A 25,335-nucleotide genomic window follows, 5' to 3' on the forward strand; every position below is an offset into this window, starting at 1 on the left:
TGTGATCCTTCACAGGTGCCGGGCAATGATTTCCAGCATGATTTCGTGGGTGCCGCCGCCGATGGCCAGCAGGCGGGCGTCGCGGTGGATGCGTTCGACCAGCGAGGGCTCGACGCAGCCGTGGGCGCCATGCAGCTGCACGGCGTCGCGGGCCAGGGTTTCCAAGGTCTGCACGGCGCTGTTCTTGGCGATGGCCACCTGGTGCGGGTCCAGGGTGCCTTCGGCCTGGCGGGCCACGCAGGTGTCGACGAACTGGCGGCTGACCGTCAGCTGCGCGTAGTGCTCGGCCAGGCGCTGGCGGATCACCGATTTGTCGAACAGCGGCTTGCCGCCGACCTGGCGGCTCTTGCACCAGTCGATGGCGGCCTGCAGGGCCATGTCGGCGCTGGTGATGGCCATCACCGCCAGGTTCAGCCGCTCCTGCTGCAGGCTGGCCTGCAGCAGGCGGCCGACGCCGCCCTTGCCGGTCAGGCGCAGCGCTGGCACGTCGACAAGCTCCAGGTCGGCCAGCGGCAGGCAGCGCCAGCCCAGGGCCTGGCGCGGGGTGTGACGGATGCCGGCGGCGGAGCCCTCGACCAGGAACAGCGCCAGGCCGTCCTCGCAGTGGCCGACCATCAGCAGCCAGTCGGCGCGGGTAGCGTTGCAGATGAACGCCTTGTGCCCATTCAACCGGTAGCCGTCGGCCTGGCGCGTGGCCCGGCACTCCAGGGCGCGCAGGTCGGAGCCGGCCTGGCGCTCGGTGATCGCCAGGGCGATGCTCTGGCGGCCGTCGAGCACCGCCGGCACCAGGTCGTGGACGATCGGGTGGCCGGTGGCCTGCACCGCCTTGAGGCTGACGAAGTGCGAGCCCAGGCCCATGGTGATGCCCTGGGCGCCGCTGCGGGTCAGCTCCTCGATCAGCACCGCCACGGCCCGTGGGTCGTCGGGCAACTGGCGGTGGTCGTGGCCCAGGCCGAGCAGGCCGGCGGCGCCGGCCTCGCGGTTGAGCGTGGCCGGGTAGGCGCCGAGCTGCTCCCAGGCCGCCACGTTCGGCGTGATGCGCTCGCTGACGAAGGCCTGCAGGCGCTGGCGGTATGCGTCACTCATGGCGATCTCCTCAGAACACCGTGGTCAGGGCCAGGTCGTGGAAGCGCTCGACGATCGGCCGGATCCGCGAGGAGGTCATGGCGCTGTCCTCCTCGAAGTAGTACAGGTCGGTCATGTCGCGCATCACTTCCAGCATCACCCGCGAACGCTCGGCGGCGCGGATCTCGTAGCGCTGCAGGGCGCTGTCGAGGCGTTCGTCGCAGCAGCCGACCAGGGCCTGGGCGAGCATGAAGGCGTTCTCCAGGCCCAGGGTCAGGCCGTAGCCGAGGGTCGGCAGCATGGCGTGGATGCTGTCGCCGAGCATCACCACGCGGCCGTTCTGCCAGCAACCGGCACCAGTCAGCGCCATCATCTTGTGGGTGAGGATCTGCTCGTGCTCGGTGGCTTGCATCATCCGCACCACATCCGGCGGCAGGTCGGCGAACAGCCGCACCAGGCCGTCGCGGTCGAGCAGCGGCTGGTTGCGGTGCTGGTAGGCGGCGAACCAGTAGCGGTACGGACGGTCGGCCGCCAGCGGGTAGGTGACCACCCGCGAGAACTCCGAGGCGAAGATCTGGCAACGGTCGGGCAGCAGCAGCGGCGAGTCGAACTCGACCATGCCGCGGCTGGCCACCAGGCCCGTGTCGTAGGGCGTCAGGCCCGGTTCCAGGCACTGGCGCACGGTGGAGCCGACGCCGTCGCTGCCGATCACCAGGTCGAAGTCTTCCTGCTCGCCGTTGCTGAAGGTGACCCGCGCCTGCTCGCCGACCTTCTCCACTTTCTCGCAGCCCATCTGGTAGCGGATCTGCCCGGGGGCCAGGCGTTCGCGCAGCAGGCCGAACAGCTCGGGACGCGGGAACATCACCGCCGGCGCCGGGATCCCCAGGCCGTCCGGGCGCACCGGCTGGCTGTGGATCAGGCGACCGTCGCGGCCATGGGTGTCGAGGAACTCGATGGCCTTGCCGCGGCCGATGAACCCGGTGTCGTTGAACAGGAAGCGCAGCACCTGCACGCCCTGGGGCCAGACGTAGATGCCGGTGCCCGAGTCGCGCGGGCCATGGGCCCGCTCGTACACCGTGGCCTCGAGGCCGAAGCGCTTGAGAATCAGGGCGCAGGCCAAGCCATTGAGGCCGGCGCCGATGATCGCGATCTTCATGCGGCCACCTCGCTCAAGGTGTTCCAGCTCTGGCCGCTCATGCGGTAGCGGCGCTGCAGCAGGCACAGGCTGGTCAGCTCCATCAGCATCGGGTCGAGCAGGCCCTGTTCCTGGGCGCTGAGGGTCGGCAGCTGCTTGAGCAGGGTGCGGACCTTGGCCGCGTCGAAGAACGGCAGCGCGTCCAGGTCACGGCTGTGCAGGGTGTCCTGCACCAGCTGCCACAGGCGGCCTTGCTGCTGCAGGGTGGCCGGCGGGGCGCGGAAGTAGTGCTTCTTGCGCTCGTACAGGGCCTTGGGCAGGTAAGGGCGCATGGCTTCGCGGAACACGTACTTCTCGGTGGCGCCGCGCACCTTCATCCACACCGGCAGCTGGCAGGCCAGTTCGACCACGTGGTGGTCGAGCAACGGCACGCGGCCTTCGATGCTGTTGGCCATCTCCATGCGGTCGCCCAGGGTGGTGAGGACGAAGTTCGGCAGGTACGACTTGGCCCACAGGTACATGGAGTTGTGCACCGGGTCGCGGTCGGCGAGCTTGCCGTGGTCGAGGCGGTCGAAGAACTGGCGGTACGGGTCGACACCGCTGAAGTGGTCGCGGAAGTCGCCGCGGTACAGGCTCTCCAGGGCCTTGAACCAGCCGGCCTGGTTGTCCAGCCACGACACGCCGTGCTTGAGTTGATCGACCATCCAGTGGATGTCGTGGGGCATGTGCGCGTTGGTGTAGCCCTGCTCGTTGGCCTGAATGCGCTGGCGCAGCAGGTCGATGACTTTCGGGTCTTGTTGTTCGTTGTTGTACAGCAGCATGTCGCGGCGGAAGTGCGGGTAGCCGGCGAACACTTCGTCGGCGCCTTCGCCGGTCAGCACCACCTTCAGGCCGGCCTTGCGCACTTCCTTGCTGAGGATGTACTTGGCCACGCCGTGGGCGTTGAAGAACGGCGTCTCGTTGTGCCACACCGCCTGCTCGAAGTTGTCCGCCAGGTCGTCCTGGGTGATCTCGATGGTGTGGAAGCGCGCGCCGTTGTGCTCGGCGGCCATGCGCGCGAAACGGTTCTCGTCGTAGTCGTCCATGTCGGTGAACGACAGGTTGAAGGCGTCCAGCGGCTCGCCCTTGAGGGCGGTGGCCATGCCCAGCATCGCCGAGGAGTCGATGCCGCCGCTCAGGTACACGCCCATCGGCACGTCGGCGCGCAGGCGCAGGCGCACGGCTTCCTCGATGGCGGCGCGCACGGCTTCGATCATGCCGGCCTCGTCGCTCGGCGCCGGGGTGTCGCGGCGGGCGAATTCCATGTCCCAGTAGCGGCCGCTGTGCAGGCCGCCGTGGTCGACCATTACCCAGCAGCCCGGCTGCACGCTGCGCACGCCTTCGAACAGGGTGTGGTCGCGCAGGTAGAAGGCGCGGCTGGCGTAGGCGTTCTCGTCCCAGGTCGGGTTGACGCCGGCGGCCAGCAGGGCCTTGATCTCGGAGGCGAAGTACCAGTTGCCTTCATGCTGGGTGTAGAACAGCGGCTTGATGCCCAGGCGGTCGCGCACCGCCAGCATCAGGCGGCGACGGCGGTCGAACAGGACCATGGCGAACTCGCCGCGCAACTCCTTGAGCCCGGCCATGCCGGAGCGGCGGTACAGGTGCAGGGCGATCTCGCTGTCCGAGGCGGTCTTGAAGATCGCGCCTTCGGCCTGCAGCTCGGTACGGATGCGCTCGTGGTCGTAGAACTCGCCGTTGACGATCACCGCCAGGTCGCCTTCGTCGGCGACGATCGGCTGCATGCCGTTGTCCAGGCCGATGATGCTCAGGCGGGTGTGGCCGAGCACGGCGCGCTCGCCCGGGTCACGCCACAGGCTGTGCTCGTCCGGGCCGCGGTGGTTGATGGCGGCCAGGGCGTCGAGGATCGACTGGTCGCTGATGCTGTTGCGTTTGGACTGGTAGACACCGATGAAACCACACATGGCAAAATCCTTTTCTCATAGGTCGGGCGTCGTCGGCGACGCCGGAACGGCGCGGGCTTCGTGGTCCGCGCACCCAGGGTTCATTGCGCCCAGTCGGGGCGGCTGCGTTCGAAGAAAGCGGCAAGACCGTGCTGGCCCTCGCTGGAGGTGCGCAGGCGGGCGATCAGCTGCAGGTTGCAACCCTGCTCGTCGAGCAGGTGGTCGCGGCCTGCCAGGCGCGCCAGCATCTGCTTGATCTCGCGACTGGCCTGGGGGCCGGTCTGCAGCAGGGTGGCCAGCCAGCGGTCGCGGGCTTGCTCCAGCTCGGCGGCGGGCACCAGGCGGTGGACCAGCTGCAGGCGCAGCGCGTCCTCGCCGCCGAACACCTCGGCCGAGAGCATGTAGCGCCGTGCCTGGCGCACGCCCATGGCGCGCACCACGTAGGGGCTGATCAAGGCCGGGGCCAGGCCCAGGCGCGCCTCGCTGAAGCAGAACCGCGCATCCTCGGCGGCCAGCACGTGGTCGGCGCAGCACAGCAGGCCCAGGGCCCCGCCGAACACCGCGCCGCGGGCCAGCATCAGCACCGGCACCGGGAAGTCGTCCAGGCGCTGCAGGACGTTGGCCAGCAGGCTGGCGTCCTCCAGGTTGCGCGCATGGTCGAAGTCGCGGCTGCGGCGCATCCACTCCAGGTCCGCCCCGGTGCACAGGTGCTCGCCGGCGCCGTCGAGCACCAGGGCGCGCAGCCCCGGGTGCTCGGCGAGGGCCTGCAGCTGCTCGTGCAAGGCCCCGAGCAGGGCCTCGTCGAGGGCGTTGCCGGCATGCGGACGGTTCAGGGTCAGGCAGGCGACCGCGGGTTGCGGCCAGCTCAGCAGCACGTCGCTCATGGTCGTCAGCTCGCCATCTTCAGGGACAGGGCGGTGCTCTCGTACTGACGGCGATAGCCCTCGCAACCGCCGTAGCGGAACGCGCCGCCGGTGACGTACGGCGTGCTGTAGTCGGCCACGGCCGGGTGGTTGTCGCCGTAGAACCAGCTGCTGTACTGCTCATGGCCCAGGCGGGTGCGGCTGGCCAGCATGCGCGCATGCGCCTTGCGCCGCGAATGGGCCTGGTAGCCCGGCACCACGGTGGCGCTGAAGAACTCGCCGACGCTGCCCGAACCGTAGCTGAACAGGCCGATGTTGCGCCCGGTCAGGTCCTCGTCGCTGTTGTCCAGCAGCGACAGCAGGGCGATGTACAGCGAGGCGGTGTAGCAGTTGCCGATGGCCTTGCCGTACAGCTGGCTGGTGGAGTAGGCCTTCTCGCCCAGGGCCTTGGCTGCTTCAGGCTCGATCGCCTCGAACACCGAGAAGGCTTTCTTCGCCATCTTGGTGAACGGCTGGTGGAAGCACAGGAAACTCATGTCTTCCAGGCCCAGGCCGCCGTCGGCGCGGTAGCTCTGCCAGGCGTTGCGCAGCGACTCCAGGTAGACCTCGATCGACAGCTTGCCGTCGACCAGCGCGGTGCTGCGCAGGTTCGGCCGCCAGAAGTCCGAGACGTCCAGGCTGTAGCGGCCCTGGTGCGGATGCAGTTCCAGCAGGCGCGGGTTCTCGGCCACGATCATGGCCACGGCGCCGGCGCCCTGGGTGCATTCGCCCTCGGAGTTCTGCTCGTAGCGGGCGATGTCGGTGGCGATCACCAGTACCTTCTCGTGAGGACGCTGGGCGACCAGCGCACGGGCCATCTGCAAGCCGGCGGTGGCGCCGTAGCAGGCCTGCTTGAACTCCACCACGCGGCAGTCGGCGCGCAGGCCGAGCAGGCTGTGGACGAACAGGCCGGCGGCCTTGGACTGGTCGATGCCGCTCTCGGTGGCGAGGATCACCGTGGCGATCGAGGCGCGGGTGGCGTCATCGAGCAGTGGCAGGGCGGCGTTGGCCGCCAGGGTCACGATGTCTTCGTCCGGGGCCGGCACGGCCATGAACTCCTGGCCGATGCCGACCAGGTATTTCTGCGGATCGATACCATGCCGTTCGGCAAGTTCTTCCAGTGCGAAAAAGTGTTGCGGTACAGACAGCCCAATATCATCAATGCCGATTTTCATGTGTATGCCCAATTATTTTTCACTGTTGAAAAAATCCCAAAATACACAACCGGTCTTGTTGTTCCGGTGCCAGACCCTGCTGGCCATTTAATTATTGCGGCTGAAGCTTTTGCCAAAAAAAGCGAATAATTCCGATGGGATTGATGACGCCTGTTCATGGTTTTTCAGGCGGGAAAGTTAAAGGTTTATTTATCGCGCGCAGGCGCATGCCCCGTGATTCCACGCGGCTTGCGCAAAGGGGTGAAGGGCAGATTGTCGAACAATAGGGCAATTAGAATTTTCAATTGTTTTAATATGAAAATTTTATGGCGGTGTTGTCGCCGGATTGACCTGTTGTTTTGGCTATATATTTATGCCGTATCGCTTGTGCATATCTGCATGGTCGGGACTTCCTTGTCCGTTATTCATCCATTAGTGCCGGGCACCGTGAGGGAGGTTGTTGTCGCATGAACCGCGCCGGGCGAATAGTGACAAAAAGTGCGCGCATCGCGGCATGGTCTTCATGTGTCGTGCGCAGCTGTGGTACAACGCCGCAGGACACAGGATTCGTCGCCCGGCTTTCGGGTACACAAGGAGGTAGTGGTGTTTTCCAAGATCAGTCTCGATCAGTGGCGCGCGTTCGTCTGCACGGTCGAGTGCGGCGGTTTCCAGCAGGCCGGCGAGCACATGTACAAGTCGCAGTCGGCCATCAGCCACTCGGTCAACCGCATGGAAATGCTCCTGGGCCAGGAGCTGTTTATCATCGAGGGCCGCAAGGCCGTGCTCACCTCCCTGGGCAAGGCCCTGCTGCCCCAGGCCAAGCACCTGCTGGGCGCGGCGCAGAAGCTCGAGCACCTGGCCAACCAGTACCAGCCCGGGCTGTTCACCGAGCAGGCGCTGGCGGTGGATGTACTGTTCCCCATCGAGTTGCTGCAGCAGGCATTGCAGGAGTTTGCCCTGGAGTACAAGGATCACCGTATCCGCCTGTACGAGACGGCGTTGTCCGGGGCCCGGGAGCTGCTGGAGGATGGCAAGGTCGAGCTGGGTATCGCCAGCAGCCTGCCTTCCGGCTACCTGCAGGAGTTCCTGCTCAATGTCTCGCTGGTCTGCGTGGTGGGGGCCAGCCACCCGCTGAGCGAGGCGCAGGGGGAGTTGAGCCTGGACGACATGAAGAACCACCGGCAGGTGGTGATCCGCGATTCCGGCACGCGCAATTCGCAGAACAGCGGCTGGCTGGGGACCTCGCAGCGCTGGACTGTGAGCAGCCTGGCGGCGGCCGAGAGCTTCGTCGAGCGGGGGATGGGCTTTGCCTGGTTGCCGGAGCATCGGGTGCAGCAGGGGTTGGCGCAAGGGCGGCTGGTGCGGGTCAACCTGCAGCATCAGCGGGAGCGGGAGGTGCCGATGTACATGGGGTATCCCGAGGAGTACCGGCACAGTCCCGAGGTGCGGTTGCTGGCGCAGATACTGCGGGAGCGGTGTCGGGAGTATCGGCCTGTAGTTGCTTGAAGGATCGTGGGTGGTGGTTTCGAGGGATGTAGGCGCATTCATTTGTGATGTCGACGCTTAGTCACCTTTCCGCCCTTACGGCGGGTTCCTTTTTGAAGCATCAAAAAGGAACCAAAAAATGCTCGCTCCATTCATCCGGCCCTCCGCTTCGCTCCGGGTCCCCTCACTCCGGCCTTGCTCCCGGGAGGACCGCGCTGAACGCCCCATCCTGGGGCGCAGCGCTTGACGGGCATCCATGCCCGTCACCTCCCTTCGCAAGGCCTGCGTTCGGCCTCCTGAAGTCGCGAAGTTACGGGCGGCGCCTGGGCTGGTGCAGCTATCGCTAGTTGCTGTTTGGTGAACTCTTGATCGCCATCGCGGGGTTGCTCGCAATCCGGGTCTTGCCCGGCCATGCTTGCTCATTTTCCAGGTAAGACATTTCCGAACCTGAAACCAAATGCTTCAGCCAGCAAAGCTTGGGAACTATCCTACGCGCTTGCCGGAAGCCGCCGTGTTGTCGGGGAAATACCCCACGGATAACTTCACTGGGTCGCCATATCAGGTGACCGGGTGTGAGAACCCGACCTGCACTGCCAAGGCTATTGCTTCATGGCAGCCATGCGCGGGCAGACTTCGGTCTGGCCGGCTTCAGTGCACCGGTTTCTCACCCCGCGTACGGCTGCCACCTTTGTCCGTGAGAAAGATCGAGATGGCCGCTCCTGTCACGCACTGGAGTTTCATCATGAAAAAGATTGTCCCAGACCCACCCCGTCTAGCCCCCGTCATCGCTATCCGCCCGACCCTCACCCGCGAAGAAGCCATGACCGCCGCCGTCGAAGTGGCCACCGCCATTTCCGATGTCCTCGATATCTACTTCAAGACCGACCCCGGCGAAGCCCAGGACCGTCTGTTCACCGCTAGTGACTACCTCGGCCAGCTGGCCTGTGCCTTGCTCGAACACAAGCCAGGGGTACAGAAATGACCAACGCACGTACCGCAGGCCGGACCCGCTGCATGGACCTGTTCAAGGTCGAGCCGGGCATTCCCTTCGCGGATGCCTTCAGCGAGTTGTCGGTGCTGCTTGGCTGCATTCGCCACCTCACCTGCGAGGCCGAGATGGAAGGCGACCTGATGGCGGGCAGCGCAGCGCGCATGTTGAGCGCCATGGCCAAGGCGTTGATTGATGATATGGAGTTGGGGTTGAACCGCTGCGGTTGATCCAATGGCCCTTTCGCGGCACAAGGCCGCTCCTACAGGTGACCGCGCGCCCCTGTAGGAGCGGCCTTGTGTCGCGAAAGGGCTGCAAAGCAGCCCCGGCAGGCCCAAGCCGGACGCCAATTCTCAACACCTTGAAAGGGATGACGCTGAACACGCTGTCGTGGGCGCGGCCCCCGCGATTGCCAATACCTTACCCGCGCAGATCACTCGGCAGGAAATCCCGCTCCGGCTCGTAATCCAGCTTCAGATACCCCGCCAGCTCGCGCAGGTCATCCGGGCTCAGGCTGCCGGCCTGCTGCTTGAGCCGCAGGCTGTCGACGATGTAGGCATAGCGCGAGACGTTGTAGTCGCGCACCGCGTTGTACAGGTCGCGCTGCGCATCGAGGATATCGACGATGTTGCGACTGCCCACCTCATACCCTGCCTCGGTCGCCCGCAACGAGCCCTGGCTGGAGACAATGCTCTGGCGTCGCGCACGCACCTGCTCGACATCGCTGACCACCGCGCGGAAAGCGTTGCGCGAACCTTCCAGCACCTCGCGCTCGAGGCTGGTGCGGCCGTACTCGGTGCGCGCCAGCTCATGGGTGGCCTGGCGCACCCGCGCGCTGGTGCCGCCGCCGCTGAACAGCGGCAGCTTCATCTGCACCATCACCGAACTGTCGCGCTGGTTGCCGGAGCGCTGGCCGAAGTGCGCGCTGGAGTCCATCAGGTCGCTGTCGCCCTCGGCGTAGCCCATGGCCAGGTTGAAGGTCGGCAGGTGATCGGCCTTGCTGCTGCGCAGGGTCTGGCCGGCCTGGCTGACGGCGGCCTGGCTGGCGCGCAGGCGCAGGTTCTGCGCCATGGCCTGTTCGACCCAGGCCTCGGCGCGCTCGGGCACCGGCGCCTGCACCGGCAGGCTGTGGCGGATCCCGGCCAATGCCGGTTGCGCCTGGCCAGTCAGGCGCATCAGCGCCTGGTAGGCGTCTTCGCTGCGGCGCTGGCTGTCGATCAGGTTGGCGCTGGCGCGGTCGAAGCTGGCCTGGGCCGAGAGCATGTCGTTCTGATCCGACAGACCGGCGTCGTAGCTCAGCCGGGTCTGCTGCAACTGGCGGTCGAAGGCGCGCAGTTCGGCCTTGGCGGTGGCCAGGTTGTCCTCGGCCAACAGGGTGTCGAAGTAGCTGCTGGCGGTGTCGAGGATCAGCTGCTGCTGGAACGCCGAGAAGTCCAGTTCGGCCTGTTCGTTCTCGGACTGCGCGGCCTTGAAGTCGAACCAGCGGCTGAGGTCGAACAACGGCTGGTCGAGGCTCAGGCGGTACAGGCTGCCGCTGCGCTGTTCGACCTGGCGGCGGTCGCTGCGCACGTCGCCGGCCTCGGCATCCAGGGCCACCTGCGGCAGCAGGCGGGCGCGGGCCAGGGGCACGGCCTCGCGGCGGGCCAGGTAGTTCTCGCGGGCGGCGGCCATGTCGCTATTGTGCTCGACCACCTGGGCGTACACCGACATCAGTGTCGCACGCTCGGCGGCAACGGCCTGGGCCAGGGGCGCCAGGAGCAGCAGGGGCAGAAGGGTCTTACGTAGCATGTCGTTTCTCTTTATTCGGGCCGGCCGCTCCCAGGGGCAGCCGGTCACGGCTGCCACAGGGGAGGGCGGGCTAAAGGGTCAGGCCGGCTGGGTGTAGGCGGCCAGTTCCTGCAGGCGTGGGTCTTCGCTGGCGCGGTGGTCCTTGGCCAGCAGCGAGTACACGGTGGGCAGGATGAACAGGGTGAACAGCGTGCCGACCAGCATGCCGATGACGATCACCAGGCCCAGGCTGAAGCGGCTGTGGGCACCGGCGCCGCTGGCCAGCAGCAGCGGGACCAGGCCCACCACCATGGCCGCGGTGGTCATCAGGATCGGCCGCAGGCGGATCTGCGCGGCGCGCTCGATGGCCGTGCGGCGGTCGAGCTGGTCGGCCTGCTGCAGCTCATTGGCGAACTCGACCATGAGGATGCCGTGCTTGCTGATCAGGCCGACCAGGGTCACCAGGCCGATCTGCGTGTAGATGTTCACCGTGGCGTAGCCCAGGTACAGCGGGATCAGCGCGCCGCACACCGACATCGGCACGCTGACCAGGATCACCAGCGGGTCGCGCAGGCTTTCGAACTGCGCCGCCAGCACCAGGTAGATGACCAGGATGGCGAAGATGAACGTCACCACCAGGGCGCTGCCCTCCTGGACGAACTGGCGGGCATCGGACAGCCAGTCATGGCTGAAACCGGTGGGCAGGGCATTGGCCTGGGCGGCGAGGAACTGCACCGCGTCGCCAATGCTCACGCCCGGCGCCGGCACCGCCTGCAGGGTGGCCGAGTTGAGCTGGTTGAACTGGGTCAGCTTGTTGGGCTCGATCGACATGTCGAAGCTGACCAGGGTCGACAGCGGCACCTGGGCGCCGTTGGCGGCCTTGACGTACTGGCCGACCAGCATCTCCGCCGACAGGCGCTGGGCCCGTGCCACCTGCGGGATCACGTCGTAGGAGCGGCCGTCGAGGGCGAAGCGGTTGACGTAGTTCTCGCCCACCAGCACCGCCAGGGCGTCGCCGATGGCCTGCATGCTGATGCCCAGGTCGTTGGCCTTGCTGCGGTCGATGTTGATGTTGACCAGCGGGCTGTTGAAGTCCAGGTCGCTGTCGACCACGGCGAACAGGCCGCTGGCCATGGCCGCCTGCTTGATCTTGTCCATGGCGTCGAACACCACGCGGTGGTCCTGGGAGCTCTGGATCACCATCTGCACCGGCAGGCCGCCGGTGGAGCCGGGCAGCGGCGGCAGCTGGAAGGCGAAGATGGCCACGCCCTCGATCTCGCCCACGGCTTTCTGGATCTCGGCCTGCAACTGGTCGGCGCTGCGCTGGCGCTTTTCCCAGGTGCTCAGGTTGGCGCCGCCGAACGCGGTGCGCGGGCCGTCGTTGCCGTTGACCACCCAGGTGATGTCGGTTTCCGGGAAGGTGGCGAACAGGCGGTCCATGCGGTGCGCGTACATCTCGGTGTAGTCGATGTTGGCGTACTGCGGGGCCTTGGCCACCGCCAGCACCTGGGCCTGGTCCTCGACCGGCGCCAGCTCGCGCTGGGCGCCGAGGTAGAGGATCGGCAGGCTGACGAAGACGCCTGCGGCAATCGCCAGGGTCAGCCAGCGGTGGTGCAGGGACACGTCCAGCACACGCCCGTAGCCCTTGCCCAGCCACTGGAAGAAGCGCTCGGCGCCACGGGCCATCGGCCCTTCGCTGGCCTGGCGGTTGAGCAGGAAGGCGCTCATCACCGGCGACAGGGTCAGCGCCACTACGCCGGACACCACCACGGCGCCGGCGAGGGTGAAGGCGAACTCCTTGAACAGCGCGCCGGTCAGCCCGCCCATCAGGCCGATCGGGGCGTACACCGCGGCCAGGGTCAGGGTCATGGCGATCACCGGGCCTGCGATCTCGCGGGCACCGACCAGCGCCGCCTGCAAGGGCGACTTGCCTTCCTCGATATGGCGGTGGACGTTCTCCACCACGACGATGGCGTCGTCCACCACCAGGCCGATGGCCAGGACCATCGACAGCAGGGTCAGCAGGTTGATGCTGAAACCGAACAGACTCATGATCGCCGCCGCGCCGATCAGCGACAGCGGGATGGTCACCAGCGGGATCAGCACGCTGCGCAGCGAGCCGAGGAACAGGAAGATCACCACGGCGACGATCACCACCGCCTCGATCAGGGTCTTGACCACCTCGTCGATGGACGCCTGGATGAAGCGCGCCACCTCGAACACGATGTTGGCGGTCATGCCCGGCGGCATGGTCTCGCGGATCTGCGGCATCATCTCCTGCACCGCGCCGACGATGGTCAGCGGGTTGCCGGCGGGGGTGGCGTGCAGGCCGATGAACACCGCCGGCTCGCCGTCCATGATGCCGCTGGTGTCGTAGGAGGTGGCGCCGAGCTCGGCGGTGCCGATGTCGCTCAGGCGGATCAGCGTGTCGCCGTCGCGGCGCACCACCATCTGGCGGAACTGGTCGACGCTGGTCAGGTCGGTGTTGATGTTGATGTTGGCCGAGACGTACTGGCCCTTGGTCTGCCCGGGGGCGGCCTGGAAGTTGTTCTGGCGGATGGCCTCGGCCACGTCGCTGGCCGACAGGTTGCGCGCGGCCATGCGCGCCGGGTCCAGCCACAGGCGCATGGCCAGCTTCTGGCCGCCGAGGATCTGCGCCTCGGCCACGCCGTCGATGGCCGCCACGCGTGGCTGCACCACCCGTGAGATGTAGTCGGTGATCGCCGGCAGGCCGATGTCCTTGCTCGAGAAGCCGATGTAGATCACTGCCGTGCCTTCACCGGAGGACTTGGCTACCACCGAGTCGTAGGCGCCTTCAGGCAGGCGGTACTTGACCTGGTTGACGGCGGCCATGATCTCGGTGAGGGCCTTGTTGGAGTCGGCGTTGAGCTTCAGGCGCACGCTGATGACGCTCTTGCCCTGGGTCGAGGTCGAGCTCAGGTAGTCGACGCCGTCGACCGAGGCCACGGCTTGCGAGATGGGCTGGGTGACGAAGCCCTGCATCAGCTGCGAGCGGGCGCCGGGGTATTCGGTGGTGATGGTGATGGTCGCGCTTTCCAGCTGTGGGTACTGGCGGATCGGCAGGTTCAGCAGCGCCAGCAGGCCAAGCATGACGATCATCGCGCAGACCACCAGGGTCAGTACCGGGCGGCGGATGAACAGGTCGGTGAATTTCATGGTGCTACAGGTCCTTTTCAGTGGCACGCAAACCCATTACTGCTGGGCCAGGTCCGGCTTGCGCGTGGTGCTGGCGGCCAGGGTGTCGTCGGTGACCCGCACCGGCATGCCGTTGCTCAGGCGAATCTGCCCGGACACCACCACGCGGTCGCCCGGGGTCAGCGCATCGAGCACCACCACGCGGTCGTCGCGGCGCGCACCCAGCTTGACGAACACCTGCTCCACGCGCAGCGCGCCGTCCTTCTCGCGCAGCACGTACAGCGAGTTGCCGTAGGCGCTGTAGCTGATCGCCGTTTCCGGCACGCTGAGCACGTCGGCGTGGCTCGGCAGCTCGATGCTGACGTTGGCGAACATGCCCGGCTTGAGTTGCTGGCCGGGGTTGTCGAGGGTCGCCTGCACCTGCATGGAGCGGGCGCCCGGGTCAATCTGCGGCTCCAGGGTGGTCACCGCGGCGACGAAGCGCTGCTGCGGCCAGGCATCGACCTTGAGGGTGATGGACTGGCCCGCCTGCAGGGCGGCGGCGGACTGCTCGGGCAGCGGGAAGTTGACGTGCAGGCGCGACAGTTCGGTGAGGGTCACCAGGCTGTCGCCGGGGCTGACGTACTGGCCGAGGTTGACCTTGCGGATGCCCAGCACGCCGGCGAACGGGGCGCGGATGGTCTTCTGCGCGATCTGCGCCTGGACCTGGGCGATCTCGCCAAGCAACTGGTCGTAGTTGGCCTGGGCCTGGTCCAGCTGGGCCTGGGTGGAGGCCAGCGGCAGGACCTTGCGCGTGCGCTCCAGGGCCAGCTTGGCGTTCTTGGCCTGGGCCTGCAGCTTGGCCAGCTCGCCGCGCTCGGGCGCGTCGTTGAGCTTGACCAGCACTTGGCCTGCGGCCACGGCCTTGCCGGCGGTGAACTCCAGCGCGGTGATGCGCCCGCCGACTTCCGGCGAGACATTGACCTGGTGCACCGCCTCCAGGGTGCCGACGGCGCTGAGCACCTGCGGCATCGGGCCGGACTGCACCCGGGCGACCGCCACCGGGGTGGCGTTGGCCTGGGCGGCGGGGGCGTCGTTGGCCATCACCGCCGGGGCGGGCAGCAGGGCCATGGTCAGCAGCGACAGCGAGGCGCCGGCGGCGATCCAGTAGCGATTGTTCATTGTGCGGCTCCTTGTGCCTGGTTCTGGTTGGCACGGACCTGGATGAAGGTCTGGCGCAGTTGCTCGAGGCTCAGGGCGCCGGGGACCAGGTAGCGGCCATCGATCACCAGGCTGGGCACCGAGCTGATGCCCAGGCGGCGGCCCAGGGCCAGTTCTTCATCGAGCATCTGCGGCGCCTGCTGGTCGAATGCCGTGGCGAAGGCCTGCGGGTCGAAGCCGGCCTCGGCGGCCACCGCCAGCACGGTGGCGCGATCGCCGATGTTGCGGGCCTGCACCAGGTGGGCTTCCTGCAGGCGGTCGAACATGCGCTCGTGGCCTTCGTTGCCGCCCAGCGCCTTGGCGGTCTGGCAGGCGAGGCCTGCGAGCAGGCCGGTGGGGTATTCGAAGTCCTGTTGGCGCATGGCTTCGATGTTGATGCGCTTGACGTCCTCGGCGCGCGAGCACGACAGCCAATGGCTGAGGATGGTTTCCTTGGCCTTGGGCATCGAGCCGAAGCGCTCGACCATCGCCTCGCGGCTGGTCTGCAGGATGAAGCTGCGGTGCTGGATGTCCAGGTTGAGTTCGTCCTGCAGTTGCTTGAGGCGCGGGGCGAGGACGAAGCACCAGCCACAGACGACATCGTGGAAGAATTCGACTTTCAGGGGTGACATGGCAGTGATCCGGTTTCAGGGAGGGATGGCCGCACTATCCACAGCGCCCCGGCAAGAAAAAAGCGACAAAAGTGCCGCAAACCCTCTCATCCCCTTCATCGATGGCCGCCCGGCCCGGCCGCGAGCGGGTAGAATGGCGCTTTTGCCTGACCGTAGCCGACATGAGCCCAGCCATCGCCACCCTCGAGCAGCACCTGCTCGCCGCCCTCGATCCCGCCCCACAGGAGACCCGCCGCCTGTTCCATGGCCGTGGCCGTTGCTGGCCGGGGCTTGAGCAGATCACCGTCGATTGGCTCGATGGCGTGCTGCTGGTGGCGCTGTTCCGCGAGCCGCCCGAGGGCCAGCTGGCGGAGCTGGAAGCGATGCTGATGGCGCTGGCCGAACGTCCGCAGTGGACCGGCCAGGCCATCCTGATGCAGCACCGCTACCTGCCGGACAGCCCCGGCCAGTGGTTGTGGGGCGAGCCGTGCCAGCAGCGCGAAGTGGTCGAGGATGGCCTGAAGTACCTGCTCGACCTGGGCGTGCGCCAGAACAACGGCCTGTTCCTCGACATGCGTTACGGCCGACGCTGGGTACGCGAGCAGGCGGCCGGCAAGCGCGTGCTCAACCTGTTCGCCTACACCTGCGGCTTTTCGGTGGCGGCCATCGCCGGCGGCGCCGAGCAGGTGGTCAACCTGGACATGGCCAAGTCGGCGCTGTCCCGGGGCCGCGACAACCACCGGCTCAACGGCCATGACGCCTCGCGGGTCGCGTACCTGGGGCATGAGCTGTTCAAGTCGTGGGGCAAGGTGCGCAAGTACGGGCCGTACGACCTGATCATCATCGATCCGCCGACCTTCCAGCGCGGCAGCTTCGTGCTGACCCAGGACTACGCCAAGATCCTCCGGCGTTTGCCGGAGTTGCTGAACGAAGGCGGCACGGTGCTGGCCTGCGTCAACGATCCGGGGATCGGACCGCAGTTTCTCATCGAGGGGATGGCCGAGCAGGCGCCCGGTCTGGCGTTTGTCGAGCGGCTGGAGAATCCGCCGGAGTTTCCGGATGCGGATCCGGAGGGTGGCCTGAAGGCGCTGGTGTTTCGCCAGCAGGCCTGAGACAGGACTCTTGTAGGAGCGGGCTTGTCCCGCGATGGCGTCAGAACAGGCAACATCATTGCTTGGTCTGACGCCATCGCGGGACAAGCCCGCTCCTACAGCGGACGTTGGTTATTTGTTGGTATAGATCTGGTCGAACACGCCACCGTCATTGAAGTGGGTCTTCTGCACGGTGCGCCAGTCGCCGAAGGTCTTCTCCACCGACAGGAAGTCGACTTTCGGGAAGCGGTCGGTGTACTTGGCCAGTACGGTGGCGTCACGCGGGCGCAGGTAGTTGTTCGCGGCGATCTCCTGGGCCTCCGGCGACCACAGGTACTTCAGGTATTCCTCGGCCACGGCCTGGGTACCTTTCTTGGCCACTACCTTGTCCACCACGCTCACCGGCGGCTCGGCCTCGGCCGACACGCTCGGGTAGATCACCTCGAACTGGTCGCGACCGAACTCGCGGGCGATCATCTCGGCCTCGTTCTCGAAGGTCACCAGCACGTCGCCGATCTGGTTGGTCATGAAGGTGGTGGTGGCGGCGCGGCCACCGGTGTCCAGGACCGGCGCCTGCTTGAACAGCTTGCCGACGAAGTCGCGGGCCTTGGTTTCGTCGCCGCCCTGCTTGAGCACGTAGCCCCAGGCCGAGAGGTAGGTGTAGCGGCCGTTACCCGAGGTCTTGGGGTTGGGCACGATCACCTGCACGCCGTCCTTGAGCAGGTCCGGCCAGTCCTTCAGCGCCTTGGGGTTGCCCTTGCGCACGATGAACACGGTGGCCGAGGTGAACGGTGCGCTGTTGTTCGGCAGGCGGCTCACCCAGTTGTCCGGCACCAGCTTGCCGTTGTCGGCCAGGGCGTTGATGTCGGTGGCCATGTTCATGGTGATCACGTCGGCCGGCAGGCCATCGATCACCGCGCGCGCCTGCTTGCTCGAGCCGCCGAAGGACATCTGCAGGTTGACCTTCTCGTTGTGCTCTTTCTCCCAGTGCTTCTGGAACGCCGGGTTGTAGTCCTTGTAGAAGTCACGCATCACGTCGTAGGAGACGTTGAGCAGGGTCGGGGCGGCCTGGGCGAGGTTGCCCAGGGCCAGGCCCGCGGCGAGCAGCGAGGCGCTGAAGAGTTTTTTCACTGGGGGCATTCCTTGTTCTGATTCAAAGGGTTGGCGATATGCCAGCGACTATAGCGTTTGGCGCTTTGGTCGCTAAAGATCAAATGGCTCTTTGCTTATGCCGGCCTCATCGCGGGGCAAGCCCGCTCCCACAACTACCGTGGGAGCGGGCTTGCCCCGCGATGGGAAAACGCCTTACTGCTTGGGAAACAACGCATTGCCACACCGCGAACAAAACGCCGCGCCATGCTCGTGGTGATGCTTGGCGCAGGTCGGGCAGTCATGCTGCAACTGCTCGCCGCGCAGGGCATTGGCCAGCTCGGCGGTGAAGATGCCGGTGGGCACGGCAATGATCGAGTAACCGGTGATCATCACCAGCGACGACAGCACCTGCCCCAGCGGTGTCTTCGGCACGATATCGCCGAAGCCTACCGTGGTCAGGGTGACGATGGCCCAGTAGATGCCCTTGGGAATGCTGGTAAAGCCGTGCTCCGGTCCTTCGATCACGTACATCAGCGTGCCGAACACAGTGACCAGGGTCGACACGCTGACCAGGAACACGATGATCTTCTGCTTGCTGCCCTGCAGCGCCGCCAGCAGGTAGTGGGCCTGCTTGAGGTAGGGGCTGAGCTTGAGCACGCGGAAGATCCGCAGCATGCGGATCACCCGGATCATCAGCAGGTACTGGGCGTCGCTGTAGTACAGGGCGATGATCCCGGGCACGATCGCCAGCAGGTCGACCAGCCCGTAGAAACTGAAGGCATAGCGCAGCGGCTTGGGCGAGCAGTACAGGCGGGTGATGTACTCGGCGAGGAAGATCGCCGTGAAGCCCCACTCGATGCCGGCCAGCAGCCCGGCGTAGTTCTGGTGCACATCGTCGATGCTGTCGAGGATCACCGTGACCAGGCTGGCTAGGATGATCAGCAGGAGGATCTTGTCGAAGCGACGCCCGGCGACGGTGTCGGTCTGGAAGACGATGATATAGAGGCGTTCGCGCAGGGAGGGCGGGGTGGACATGGGGCGGGTTCCGAAAGCGTGAACAGCAAGCGTAGAAGGTTGCTGCCGTTGGTTGCAACGTCTTGTGCCGCCAGGACGGCCTGGTAGAAATGCCAGTTTTGCGCCTTGCCGAGTTGGCGCACCATGGCCTGGAAAGCTACTTACCTGGAGATGGAGTTCTTGGCATGTCTGAGCGGATCAATGATTTGAAGGTGCCCGCCTCTGCGCTGCTTCAGTGTGATCTGGCAGGTTCTGTGTTGAGCGCACACGGTACGGCGCAGCGAATGCTGACCTACACGGCCTATGGATACCTGGCTGACCCAGTGCGCAAAGGTGCGATTGGGTTCAATGGGCAGTTGCTGGAAGGTGACGTGCAAGGCTATCTGCTGGGGAATGGGCATCGGCTATACCATTTACCGATTATGCGCTTTGCCAGTCCAGACGCTCTGAGCCCATTTGGTGAAGGAGGAGTGAATGCTTATTTATACTGTGACGGTGATCCGATAAATAAACTCGATCCATCAGGGCGTGTGCCTGGCTTCATAAAGAAATTATTCAACCGCAGCAACACCGCTCCACAAGTGGCAACTAAGCAGCCAGGGTCGCTCAATAAACCTGCTGCTTCGGGCGCAACTCAACAGACAGAGTTAACCAGTAGGCCCGGATTGCAGGCTGCAGTCGAGAAGGTTGGCTTGACCATCGAGGATGCGCAGGAACACTACGACGCAGTTACTCCTTCGGCGGGTTATGACTCTAATTTCCTTGCCGCCAAGGATTTTGTCGTGAATGGGCAGACCTATGGGATCACCAGAAGAGGGAGCGGTGTTGGCATCGTCATAGTTGATACCTTCATGAAAGACCGTCACTCCAACAATCCGGAATACGTAATGATTACTCCCAATAAGCGACCTGCTTCATCGCCGAGCGATACCAGAAATCGGTTGCGTACCTAGCAAGTAGCCTTGCCCACAGCTTTGCCTTCACCAGGTACTACTTTGAGCAAGGCGGCAACCAACCAACAGGCCACTACAAAAGGTGCTGTCAGTCCGGAAATCGGTAACCACGCAACGATGGATTGCAACGCCATCGCACAGCCGATGGCGAGCATCGTAATCCAAGGCTTCTCGCCCTGGCGGCTGAAGGCCAGCGCGGCTAGTGCCGCATTGAAGCCGTACAGTCCCAGCCAGGCCCCTTGTGCCTCGCCCGCCAACAGCGCGACACCGCCACCGAGGGCCGAACCGATCAGCGCCCAGGTAGCGGCATAGGGGTTGGCGAAGTACATGCCGATGACGATCAGCAGGCCGGCCATGGGCTTGTCGAGCAGGAAGATCTGCCCCACGCCGCGCAGCAGGGCATACACCGGATCGGCCTCGACATAGCCGTTGGCCGACGGCTCGGCCAGCAACAGGGTGGCCCAGCCCAGCAGCACGAAGGGTGCCGTATAGGCCACCAGCAGCTTGCCGCCGCGCTTGCGCCACTGGTGGGTGAGCATGCTCGACAGACCGCCGGCGGCGATGATCAGCGGCGGCAGGATGGCCGACCAGGGCAGCACGGCGCTGATCAGGATGCCGATCAGCACGCCGTTGTAGCAGTACAGCCCGGCCTGGCGATCGGCGCGGTCGTAGCCGCGGCGCTGGGCGGTGAGCAGGCCGGCGAGGGCGCCAAGCAGGGCGCCGCCGACCAGGTTCGGCGCGGTCAGCAGGATGGCCAGCAGGCAGCACAGGCCGCACAGGGGATTGCGCAGCAGCAGCACCTGGCTGAAGCCGTTGAGCAAGGCCGTGGCCCAGTCGGGGCACGGGTTGACGAAATTCTTGGTGTACATGGGCAGTCGGCAAGGTGGGTGGGGGAGCGGTGGGCCTCTTTGGGCCTCGGTTTTCCGCAGGTTCGGTGCATCGGGAGGGCTTTGCCCTCCTTTCGCGGCACAAGGCCGCTCCTACAAGGGATCGCGGTCTCCTGTAGGAGCGGCCTTGTGCCGCGAAAGGGGCGCAGAGCGCCCCCGGCGATCTTAGACCAAGGTCTCGATCCGCAAGGTGTTAGTCGAACCCGGCTTGCCGAAAGGCACACCGGCGGTGATCAGCAGCGTGTCGCCACGGCTGGCCATGCCTTGTGCCTGGGCGATCTCCAGCGCGGTGGAAACCACCTCGTCGACCTGGCGCAGACGGTCGTTGACCACCGAATGCACGCCCCAGGTCACGCTCAGGCGGCGTGCGGTGTTGAGGTTCGGCGTCAGGTTGAGGATCGGCGCCCGTGGCCGCTCGCGGGCGGCGCGCAGGGTCGAGGCGCCCGACTCGCTGTAGTTGACCAGCACCGCCACCGGCAGGATGCCGCTGATGCGACGGATCGCGCAGCTGATGGCATCGGACACCGTGGCTTCGGCCTTGGGCCGGCCGACGTCGAGCTGGGCCTGATAGTCCGGGCCGTTCTCCACCTGGCGGATGATCTTGCTCATCATCTGTACCGCTTCCAGCGGGTAGTCGCCCGAGGCGGTCTCGGCCGACAGCATCACCGCATCCGCGCCTTCGGCCACGGCGTTGGCCACGTCGGTGACTTCGGCGCGGGTCGGGGCCGGGGAGAAGCGCATCGATTCGAGCATCTGGGTGGCCACCACCACCGGCTTGCCCAGCTGGCGGCAGGTATTGATGATGCCTTTCTGGATCTGCGGCACGCTTTCGGCCGGCACTTCCACGCCCAGGTCGCCCCGGGCGACCATGATCGCGTCGGACAGCTCGGCGATGGCCTGCAGCTGCTCGACCGCCGAGGGCTTCTCGATCTTGGCCATCAGGTAGGCGCGCTCGCCAATCAGCTGACGCGCCTCGACGATGTCTTCAGGACGCTGGACGAACGACAGCGCCACCCAGTCGACCCCCAGCTCCAGGCCGAAGGCCAGGTCGCGGCGATCCTTCTCTGTCAGCGGGGAGAGGTCCAGCACCGCCTGGGGTACGTTGACGCCCTTGCGGTCGGACAGCTCGCCACCGGCCAGCACTTCGGTGTCGATGGCGTCGCCGTGCTTGGCGGTGACGCGCAGGCGTAGCTTGCCGTCGTCCAGCAGCAGGTCCATGCCCGGCTCCAGCGCGGCGATGATCTCCGGGTGCGGCAGGTTGACCCGGCGGCTGTCGCCCGGGGTCTTGTCCAGGTCCAGGCGCAGGGCCTGGCCACGTTGCAGCTGGACCTTGCCGTCGGCGAAGCGGCCGACGCGCAGCTTCGGACCCTGCAGGTCCATGAGGATGCCCAGCGGGTAGTTGAGCTGCTGCTCGACTTCGCGGATCCACTGGTAGCGCAGGGCGTGGTCGGCGTGCTCGCCGTGGCTGAAGTTGAGGCGGAAGATGTTCACCCCGGCCTCGACCAGTTGGCGGATGTCATCGATGCCTTTGATCGCAGGCCCTAGGGTGGCGAGGATTTTGACTTTTTTATCAGGCGTCATGATTGCGGAGTCTCGAGGATCAGGATGGCACGGAAGTCGTTGACGTTGGTGCGGGTCGGCTCGGTGACGATCAGCGCGTCGAGGGCGGCGAAGTAGCCATAGCCGTTGTTGTTGTCCAGCTCATCGCTGGCCGACAGGCCCAGGGCCTCGGCGCGGGCATGGCTGTCCGGGGTCATGAAGGCGCCGGCGTTATCCTCCGAGCCGTCGATGCCGTCGGTGTCGCCGGCCAGGGCGTACACGCCCGGCAGGCCCTTGAGGCTTTCGGTGAGGCTGAGCAGGAACTCGGCGTTGCGCCCGCCACGGCCATTGCCACGCACGGTGACGGTGGTCTCGCCGCCGGAGAGGATCACGCAGGGGGCCTTGAGCGGTTGACCGTGCAGGACGATCTGCCGGGCGATGCCGGCATGCACCTTGGCCACCTCACGCGACTCGCCCTCCAGGTCGCCGAGGATCAGCGGGCTGAAGCCGGCCTGGCGGGCTTTCACCGCGGCGGCCTCCAGCGACTGCTGGGGCCTGGCGATCAGCTGGAAGTGGCTGCGGGCCAGGGCCGGGTCATCGGCCTTGACGGTCTCGGAGGCCGGATTGTTGAGCCAGTCGATGACGGCCTTGGGCGCGGCGATGTTGTAGCGCTTGATGATCGCCAGGGCGTCGGCCGAGGTGCTCGGGTCGGCCACGGTGGGGCCGGAGGCGATGACCGTGGCGAGATCGCCCGGCACGTCGGAAATCGCGTAGGTGTAGACGGTGGCCGGCCAGCAGGCCTTGGCCAGGCGGCCGCCCTTGATCGCCGAGAGGTGCTTGCGCACGCAGTTCATCTCGCCGATGGTGGCGCCGGATTTCAGCAGGGCCTTGTTGATCTGCTGCTTGTCGGCCAGGGTCAGGCCTTCGGCGGGCAGGGCCAGCAGGGCCGAGCCGCCGCCGGAGAGCAGGAAGATGACGCGGTCGTCTTCGCTCAGGTTGCTGACCAGGTCGAGCACGCGCTTGGCCACGGCGAGGCCGGCGGCATCGGGGACCGGGTGGGCGGCTTCGACCACCTCGATCTTCTGGCAGCTGGCGCCATGGCCGTAGCGGGTGACCACCAGGCCGCAGACTTCGCCCTGCCAGCTTTTCTCGACCACTTCGGCCATGGCCGCGGCGGCCTTGCCGGCGCCGATGACGATGACCCGACCGCTGCGGTCGGCGGGCAGGTGGGGTTCGAGGACCTGGCGGGGGTGGGCGGCGGCGATGGCTGTGTCGAACAGCTCGCGCAGGAGTTTTTGTGGATCGACCGACATGGCAGGCTCCCAGATTCTTGTTGTTCTGCAAAATCGAAAACGCCCCTGGAACTGCCTCCGTGCAGGCCGAACCAGGGGCGGGTGTTGCTCGGGGTCACCGCCTGGCACCCAGGCGGTGTGAAATTCATCGCGGGGCAAGCCCGCTCCCACGTATCAGAGCGTTAGGCCCCGCGATTGGGCCTTACTTGTCGTCGCGGATCGAGAAGTTGGCCATGTGCTCCAGGCCCTTGATCAGCGCCGAGTGGTCCCAGTTGCCGCCGCCCAGCGCCACGCAGGTGCTGAACACTTGCTGGGCGTTGGAGGTGTTGGGCAGGTTGATGCCCAGCTCCTTGGCGCCTTGCAGGGCCAGGTTCAGGTCCTTCTGGTGCAGGTTGATGCGGAAGCCCGGGTCGAAGGTGCCCTTGATCATGCGCTCGGCGTGCACTTCGAGGATCTTCGACGAGGCGAAGCCGCCCATCAGCGCTTCACGTACCTTGGCCGGGTCCGCGCCGTTCTTGGCGGCGAACAGCAGCGCTTCGCCGACGGCCTGGATGTTCAGGGCGACGATGATCTGGTTGGCCACCTTGGCGGTCTGGCCGTCGCCGTTGCCGCCGACGCGGGTGATGTTCTTGCCCATGGCTTCGAACAGCGGCAGGGCGCGTTCGAAGGCTTTCGGGCAGCCGCCGACCATGATGCTCAGGGTCGCGGCCTTGGCGCCGACTTCACCGCCGGACACCGGGGCGTCCAGGTAGGCGGCGCCGGTGGCCTTGATCTTCTCGGCGAAGGCCTTGGTGGCGGTGGGGGAGATCGAGCTCATGTCGATCACCACCTTGTTCGGGCCGACGCCTTCGACGACGCCGTTCTCACCGAACAGGACGCTCTCGACCTGCGGGGTGTCCGGGACCATGACGATGATGAACTCAGCTTCCTGGGCCACTTCCTTCGGGTTGGCCAGGGCCACGGCGCCAGCGGCGATCAGGTCGGCCGGTGCGGCGTCGTGGTGGGTGGAAACGAAGATGCTGTGACCTGCTTTTTGCAGGTTCTGGGCCATGGGCTTGCCCATGATGCCGGTGCCGAGGAAACCGATTTTAGCCATGAAATTGTGCCTCTTTGTATTTGTTTGAACAGGCGACTCGACCCCTGTGGGAGCGGCCTTGTGTCGCGAAAGGGGCGCGAAGCGGCCCCACGATTTCAGCCACGCAGGAAGATTGCCGGGGCCGCTGCGCGGCCCTTTCGCGACACAAGGCCGCTCCCACAGCGCGCCGTCTTAAATTGCGTTATGGGTCTTCAGCCAGCCCAGACCGGCTTCAGTGGTGGTCTTGGGCTTGTATTCCGCGCCCACCCAGCCCTGGTAGCCAATGCGGTCCAGGTGCTCGAACAGGAAGCGGTAGTTGATCTCGCCGGTGCCCGGCTCGTGGCGGCCCGGGTTGTCGGCCAGCTGCACGTGGTTGATCAGCTTCAGGTTGGTTTCCAGGGTGCGCGCCAGGTCACCTTCCATGATCTGCATGTGGTAGATGTCGTACTGCAGGAACAGGTTGTCGCTGCCCACCTCGGCCTGGATTTCCAGGGCCTGTTTCGTGGTGTTCAGGTAGAAGCCGGGGATGTCGCGGGTGTTGATCATTTCCATGACCAGGCGGATCCCGGCGCCCTTGAGCTTGTCGGCGGCGTAGCGCAGGTTGTCGACGAAGGTCTTGCGCACGGTGGCGCAGTCCAGGCCCTCGGGGCGAATGCCGGCCAGGGCGTTGACCTGGGTGTTGCCCAGCACCTTGGCGTACTCGATGGCCTTGTCGACACCAGCGCGGAATTCTTCGACGCGGTCAGGGTGGCAGGTGATGCCGCGCTCACCCTTGGCCCAATCGCCGGCAGGCAGGTTGAACAGCACCTGGGTCAGGCCATGGGCGTCGAGCTGCTGCTTGATCTCGGCGGCGCTGAAATCGTACGGGAAGAGGTATTCGACGCCGCTGAAACCAGCGTCGGCGGCGGCCTTGAAGCGGGCCAGGAAATCCTGCTCGGTGAACAGCATGGACAGGTTGGCGGCGAAGCGAGGCATAGGTCGTCTCCTTGCGTTGAAGACCCCCGCGCAAG

22 protein-coding genes are annotated in these 25,335 nt (G+C 66.0%); 6 read left to right on the forward strand and 16 right to left on the reverse strand.

Going from position 1 to position 25,335, the window contains the following annotated elements; translation table 11 throughout:
• Window positions 1–9: 9 nt before the first annotated feature.
• The 5 genes from HU751_RS25625 to HU751_RS25645 all read right to left on the reverse strand — a co-directional run bounded on the left by HU751_RS25625 (window position 10) and on the right by HU751_RS25645 (window position 6,217).
• Window positions 10–1,086: an acyl-CoA dehydrogenase family protein gene (locus HU751_RS25625; protein ID WP_096049647.1), complete on the reverse strand. Its 1,077-nt coding sequence runs from the start codon at window positions 1,084–1,086 to the stop codon at window positions 10–12.
• 10 nt (window positions 1,087–1,096) lie between these two features.
• Window positions 1,097–2,221: an FAD-dependent oxidoreductase gene (locus tag HU751_RS25630; protein ID WP_050706619.1), complete on the reverse strand. Its 1,125-nt coding sequence runs from the start codon at window positions 2,219–2,221 to the stop codon at window positions 1,097–1,099.
• Window positions 2,218–4,161: an asparagine synthase (glutamine-hydrolyzing) gene (gene asnB / locus HU751_RS25635; RefSeq protein WP_186732922.1), complete on the reverse strand. Its 1,944-nt coding sequence runs from the start codon at window positions 4,159–4,161 to the stop codon at window positions 2,218–2,220. The genes HU751_RS25630 and asnB overlap by 4 nt, the downstream gene beginning before the upstream one ends.
• Before the next feature lie 80 nt (window positions 4,162–4,241).
• Window positions 4,242–5,024, reverse strand: coding sequence for an enoyl-CoA hydratase-related protein (locus HU751_RS25640; protein ID WP_186732921.1), 783 nt, complete (start codon window positions 5,022–5,024; stop codon window positions 4,242–4,244).
• A 5-nt stretch (window positions 5,025–5,029) separates the two neighbouring features.
• Window positions 5,030–6,217: a hydroxymethylglutaryl-CoA synthase gene (locus HU751_RS25645; protein ID WP_062360730.1), complete on the reverse strand. Its 1,188-nt coding sequence runs from the start codon at window positions 6,215–6,217 to the stop codon at window positions 5,030–5,032.
• On the opposite strand from HU751_RS25645, the gene HU751_RS25650 reads away from it, so the two are divergent.
• The 4 genes from HU751_RS25650 to HU751_RS25665 all read left to right on the forward strand — a co-directional run bounded on the left by HU751_RS25650 (window position 6,140) and on the right by HU751_RS25665 (window position 8,899).
• Window positions 6,140–6,346, forward strand: coding sequence for a hypothetical protein (locus HU751_RS25650; protein ID WP_162232977.1), 207 nt, complete (start codon window positions 6,140–6,142; stop codon window positions 6,344–6,346). The genes HU751_RS25645 and HU751_RS25650 overlap by 78 nt on opposite strands.
• A gap of 453 nt (window positions 6,347–6,799) precedes the next feature.
• The gene (locus HU751_RS25655; protein ID WP_186715378.1) at window positions 6,800–7,702 is read left to right on the forward strand and encodes a LysR family transcriptional regulator; all 903 of its coding nucleotides are present in this window, start codon (window positions 6,800–6,802) and stop codon (window positions 7,700–7,702) included.
• Window positions 7,703–8,423: 721 nt separating this feature from the next.
• Window positions 8,424–8,663 carry a hypothetical protein gene (locus tag HU751_RS25660; protein WP_186732920.1) on the forward strand — a complete coding sequence of 80 codons (240 nt, stop codon included), beginning with the start codon at window positions 8,424–8,426 and terminating at the stop codon, window positions 8,661–8,663.
• 32 nt (window positions 8,664–8,695) lie between these two features.
• The gene (locus HU751_RS25665) at window positions 8,696–8,899 is read left to right on the forward strand and encodes a DUF3077 domain-containing protein (RefSeq protein ID WP_186732919.1); all 204 of its coding nucleotides are present in this window, start codon (window positions 8,696–8,698) and stop codon (window positions 8,897–8,899) included.
• A gap of 190 nt (window positions 8,900–9,089) precedes the next feature.
• On the opposite strand, the gene HU751_RS25670 is transcribed toward HU751_RS25665, so the two are convergent.
• The 4 genes from HU751_RS25670 to HU751_RS25685 all read right to left on the reverse strand — a co-directional run bounded on the left by HU751_RS25670 (window position 9,090) and on the right by HU751_RS25685 (window position 15,403).
• Window positions 9,090–10,457, reverse strand: coding sequence for a TolC family outer membrane protein (locus HU751_RS25670; protein ID WP_186732918.1), 1,368 nt, complete (start codon window positions 10,455–10,457; stop codon window positions 9,090–9,092).
• 78 nt (window positions 10,458–10,535) lie between these two features.
• Window positions 10,536–13,613: a MexW/MexI family multidrug efflux RND transporter permease subunit gene (locus HU751_RS25675; protein WP_186732917.1), complete on the reverse strand. Its 3,078-nt coding sequence runs from the start codon at window positions 13,611–13,613 to the stop codon at window positions 10,536–10,538.
• Between the two features lie 36 nt (window positions 13,614–13,649).
• A complete protein-coding gene (locus HU751_RS25680; RefSeq protein ID WP_186732916.1) occupies window positions 13,650–14,753 on the reverse strand; it encodes an efflux RND transporter periplasmic adaptor subunit in 1,104 nt (367 codons plus the stop codon).
• Window positions 14,750–15,403 carry a DsbA family oxidoreductase gene (locus HU751_RS25685; protein ID WP_110739300.1) on the reverse strand — a complete coding sequence of 218 codons (654 nt, stop codon included), beginning with the start codon at window positions 15,401–15,403 and terminating at the stop codon, window positions 14,750–14,752. Before HU751_RS25685 ends, HU751_RS25680 begins: the two co-directional genes overlap by 4 nt.
• 161 nt (window positions 15,404–15,564) lie before the next feature.
• On the opposite strand from HU751_RS25685, the gene HU751_RS25690 reads away from it, so the two are divergent.
• Window positions 15,565–16,494: a class I SAM-dependent methyltransferase gene (locus HU751_RS25690; RefSeq protein ID WP_186732915.1), complete on the forward strand. Its 930-nt coding sequence runs from the start codon at window positions 15,565–15,567 to the stop codon at window positions 16,492–16,494.
• A gap of 111 nt (window positions 16,495–16,605) precedes the next feature.
• Here HU751_RS25690 and HU751_RS25695 read toward each other — a convergent pair whose 3' ends face one another.
• On the reverse strand, window positions 16,606–17,604 hold the full coding sequence (locus HU751_RS25695) for a sulfate ABC transporter substrate-binding protein (RefSeq protein WP_050706612.1): 999 nt from the start codon (window positions 17,602–17,604) through the stop codon (window positions 16,606–16,608).
• Between the two features lie 174 nt (window positions 17,605–17,778).
• Window positions 17,779–18,600 carry an ion transporter gene (locus HU751_RS25700; RefSeq protein ID WP_050706611.1) on the reverse strand — a complete coding sequence of 274 codons (822 nt, stop codon included), beginning with the start codon at window positions 18,598–18,600 and terminating at the stop codon, window positions 17,779–17,781.
• Between the two features lie 164 nt (window positions 18,601–18,764).
• Here HU751_RS25700 and HU751_RS25705 point away from each other — a divergent pair, with 164 nt between their 5' ends.
• Window positions 18,765–19,532 (forward strand): RHS repeat-associated core domain-containing protein, encoded by a 768-nt coding sequence (locus HU751_RS25705; protein WP_225933408.1) that lies wholly within the window; start codon window positions 18,765–18,767, stop codon window positions 19,530–19,532.
• Here the strand turns inward: HU751_RS25705 and HU751_RS25710 are convergent.
• The 5 genes from HU751_RS25710 to hyi form a co-directional block, all read right to left on the reverse strand.
• Window positions 19,529–20,401 (reverse strand): urea transporter, encoded by an 873-nt coding sequence (locus tag HU751_RS25710; protein WP_186732913.1) that lies wholly within the window; start codon window positions 20,399–20,401, stop codon window positions 19,529–19,531. The genes HU751_RS25705 and HU751_RS25710 overlap by 4 nt on opposite strands.
• A gap of 183 nt (window positions 20,402–20,584) precedes the next feature.
• Window positions 20,585–22,000 carry a pyruvate kinase gene (gene pyk / locus HU751_RS25715; protein ID WP_028692833.1) on the reverse strand — a complete coding sequence of 472 codons (1,416 nt, stop codon included), beginning with the start codon at window positions 21,998–22,000 and terminating at the stop codon, window positions 20,585–20,587.
• Window positions 21,997–23,271 carry a glycerate kinase type-2 family protein gene (locus HU751_RS25720; RefSeq protein WP_186732912.1) on the reverse strand — a complete coding sequence of 425 codons (1,275 nt, stop codon included), beginning with the start codon at window positions 23,269–23,271 and terminating at the stop codon, window positions 21,997–21,999. Before HU751_RS25720 ends, pyk begins: the two co-directional genes overlap by 4 nt.
• 181 nt (window positions 23,272–23,452) lie before the next feature.
• Window positions 23,453–24,346, reverse strand: coding sequence for a 2-hydroxy-3-oxopropionate reductase (locus HU751_RS25725; protein ID WP_011532931.1), 894 nt, complete (start codon window positions 24,344–24,346; stop codon window positions 23,453–23,455).
• Window positions 24,347–24,517: 171 nt separating this feature from the next.
• On the reverse strand, window positions 24,518–25,300 hold the full coding sequence (gene hyi / locus HU751_RS25730; protein WP_186732911.1) for a hydroxypyruvate isomerase: 783 nt from the start codon (window positions 25,298–25,300) through the stop codon (window positions 24,518–24,520).
• Window positions 25,301–25,335 lie beyond the last annotated feature (35 nt).

This window comes from Pseudomonas peradeniyensis (genome assembly GCF_014268935.2).
GTDB classification, from domain to species: domain Bacteria; phylum Pseudomonadota; class Gammaproteobacteria; order Pseudomonadales; family Pseudomonadaceae; genus Aquipseudomonas; species Aquipseudomonas peradeniyensis.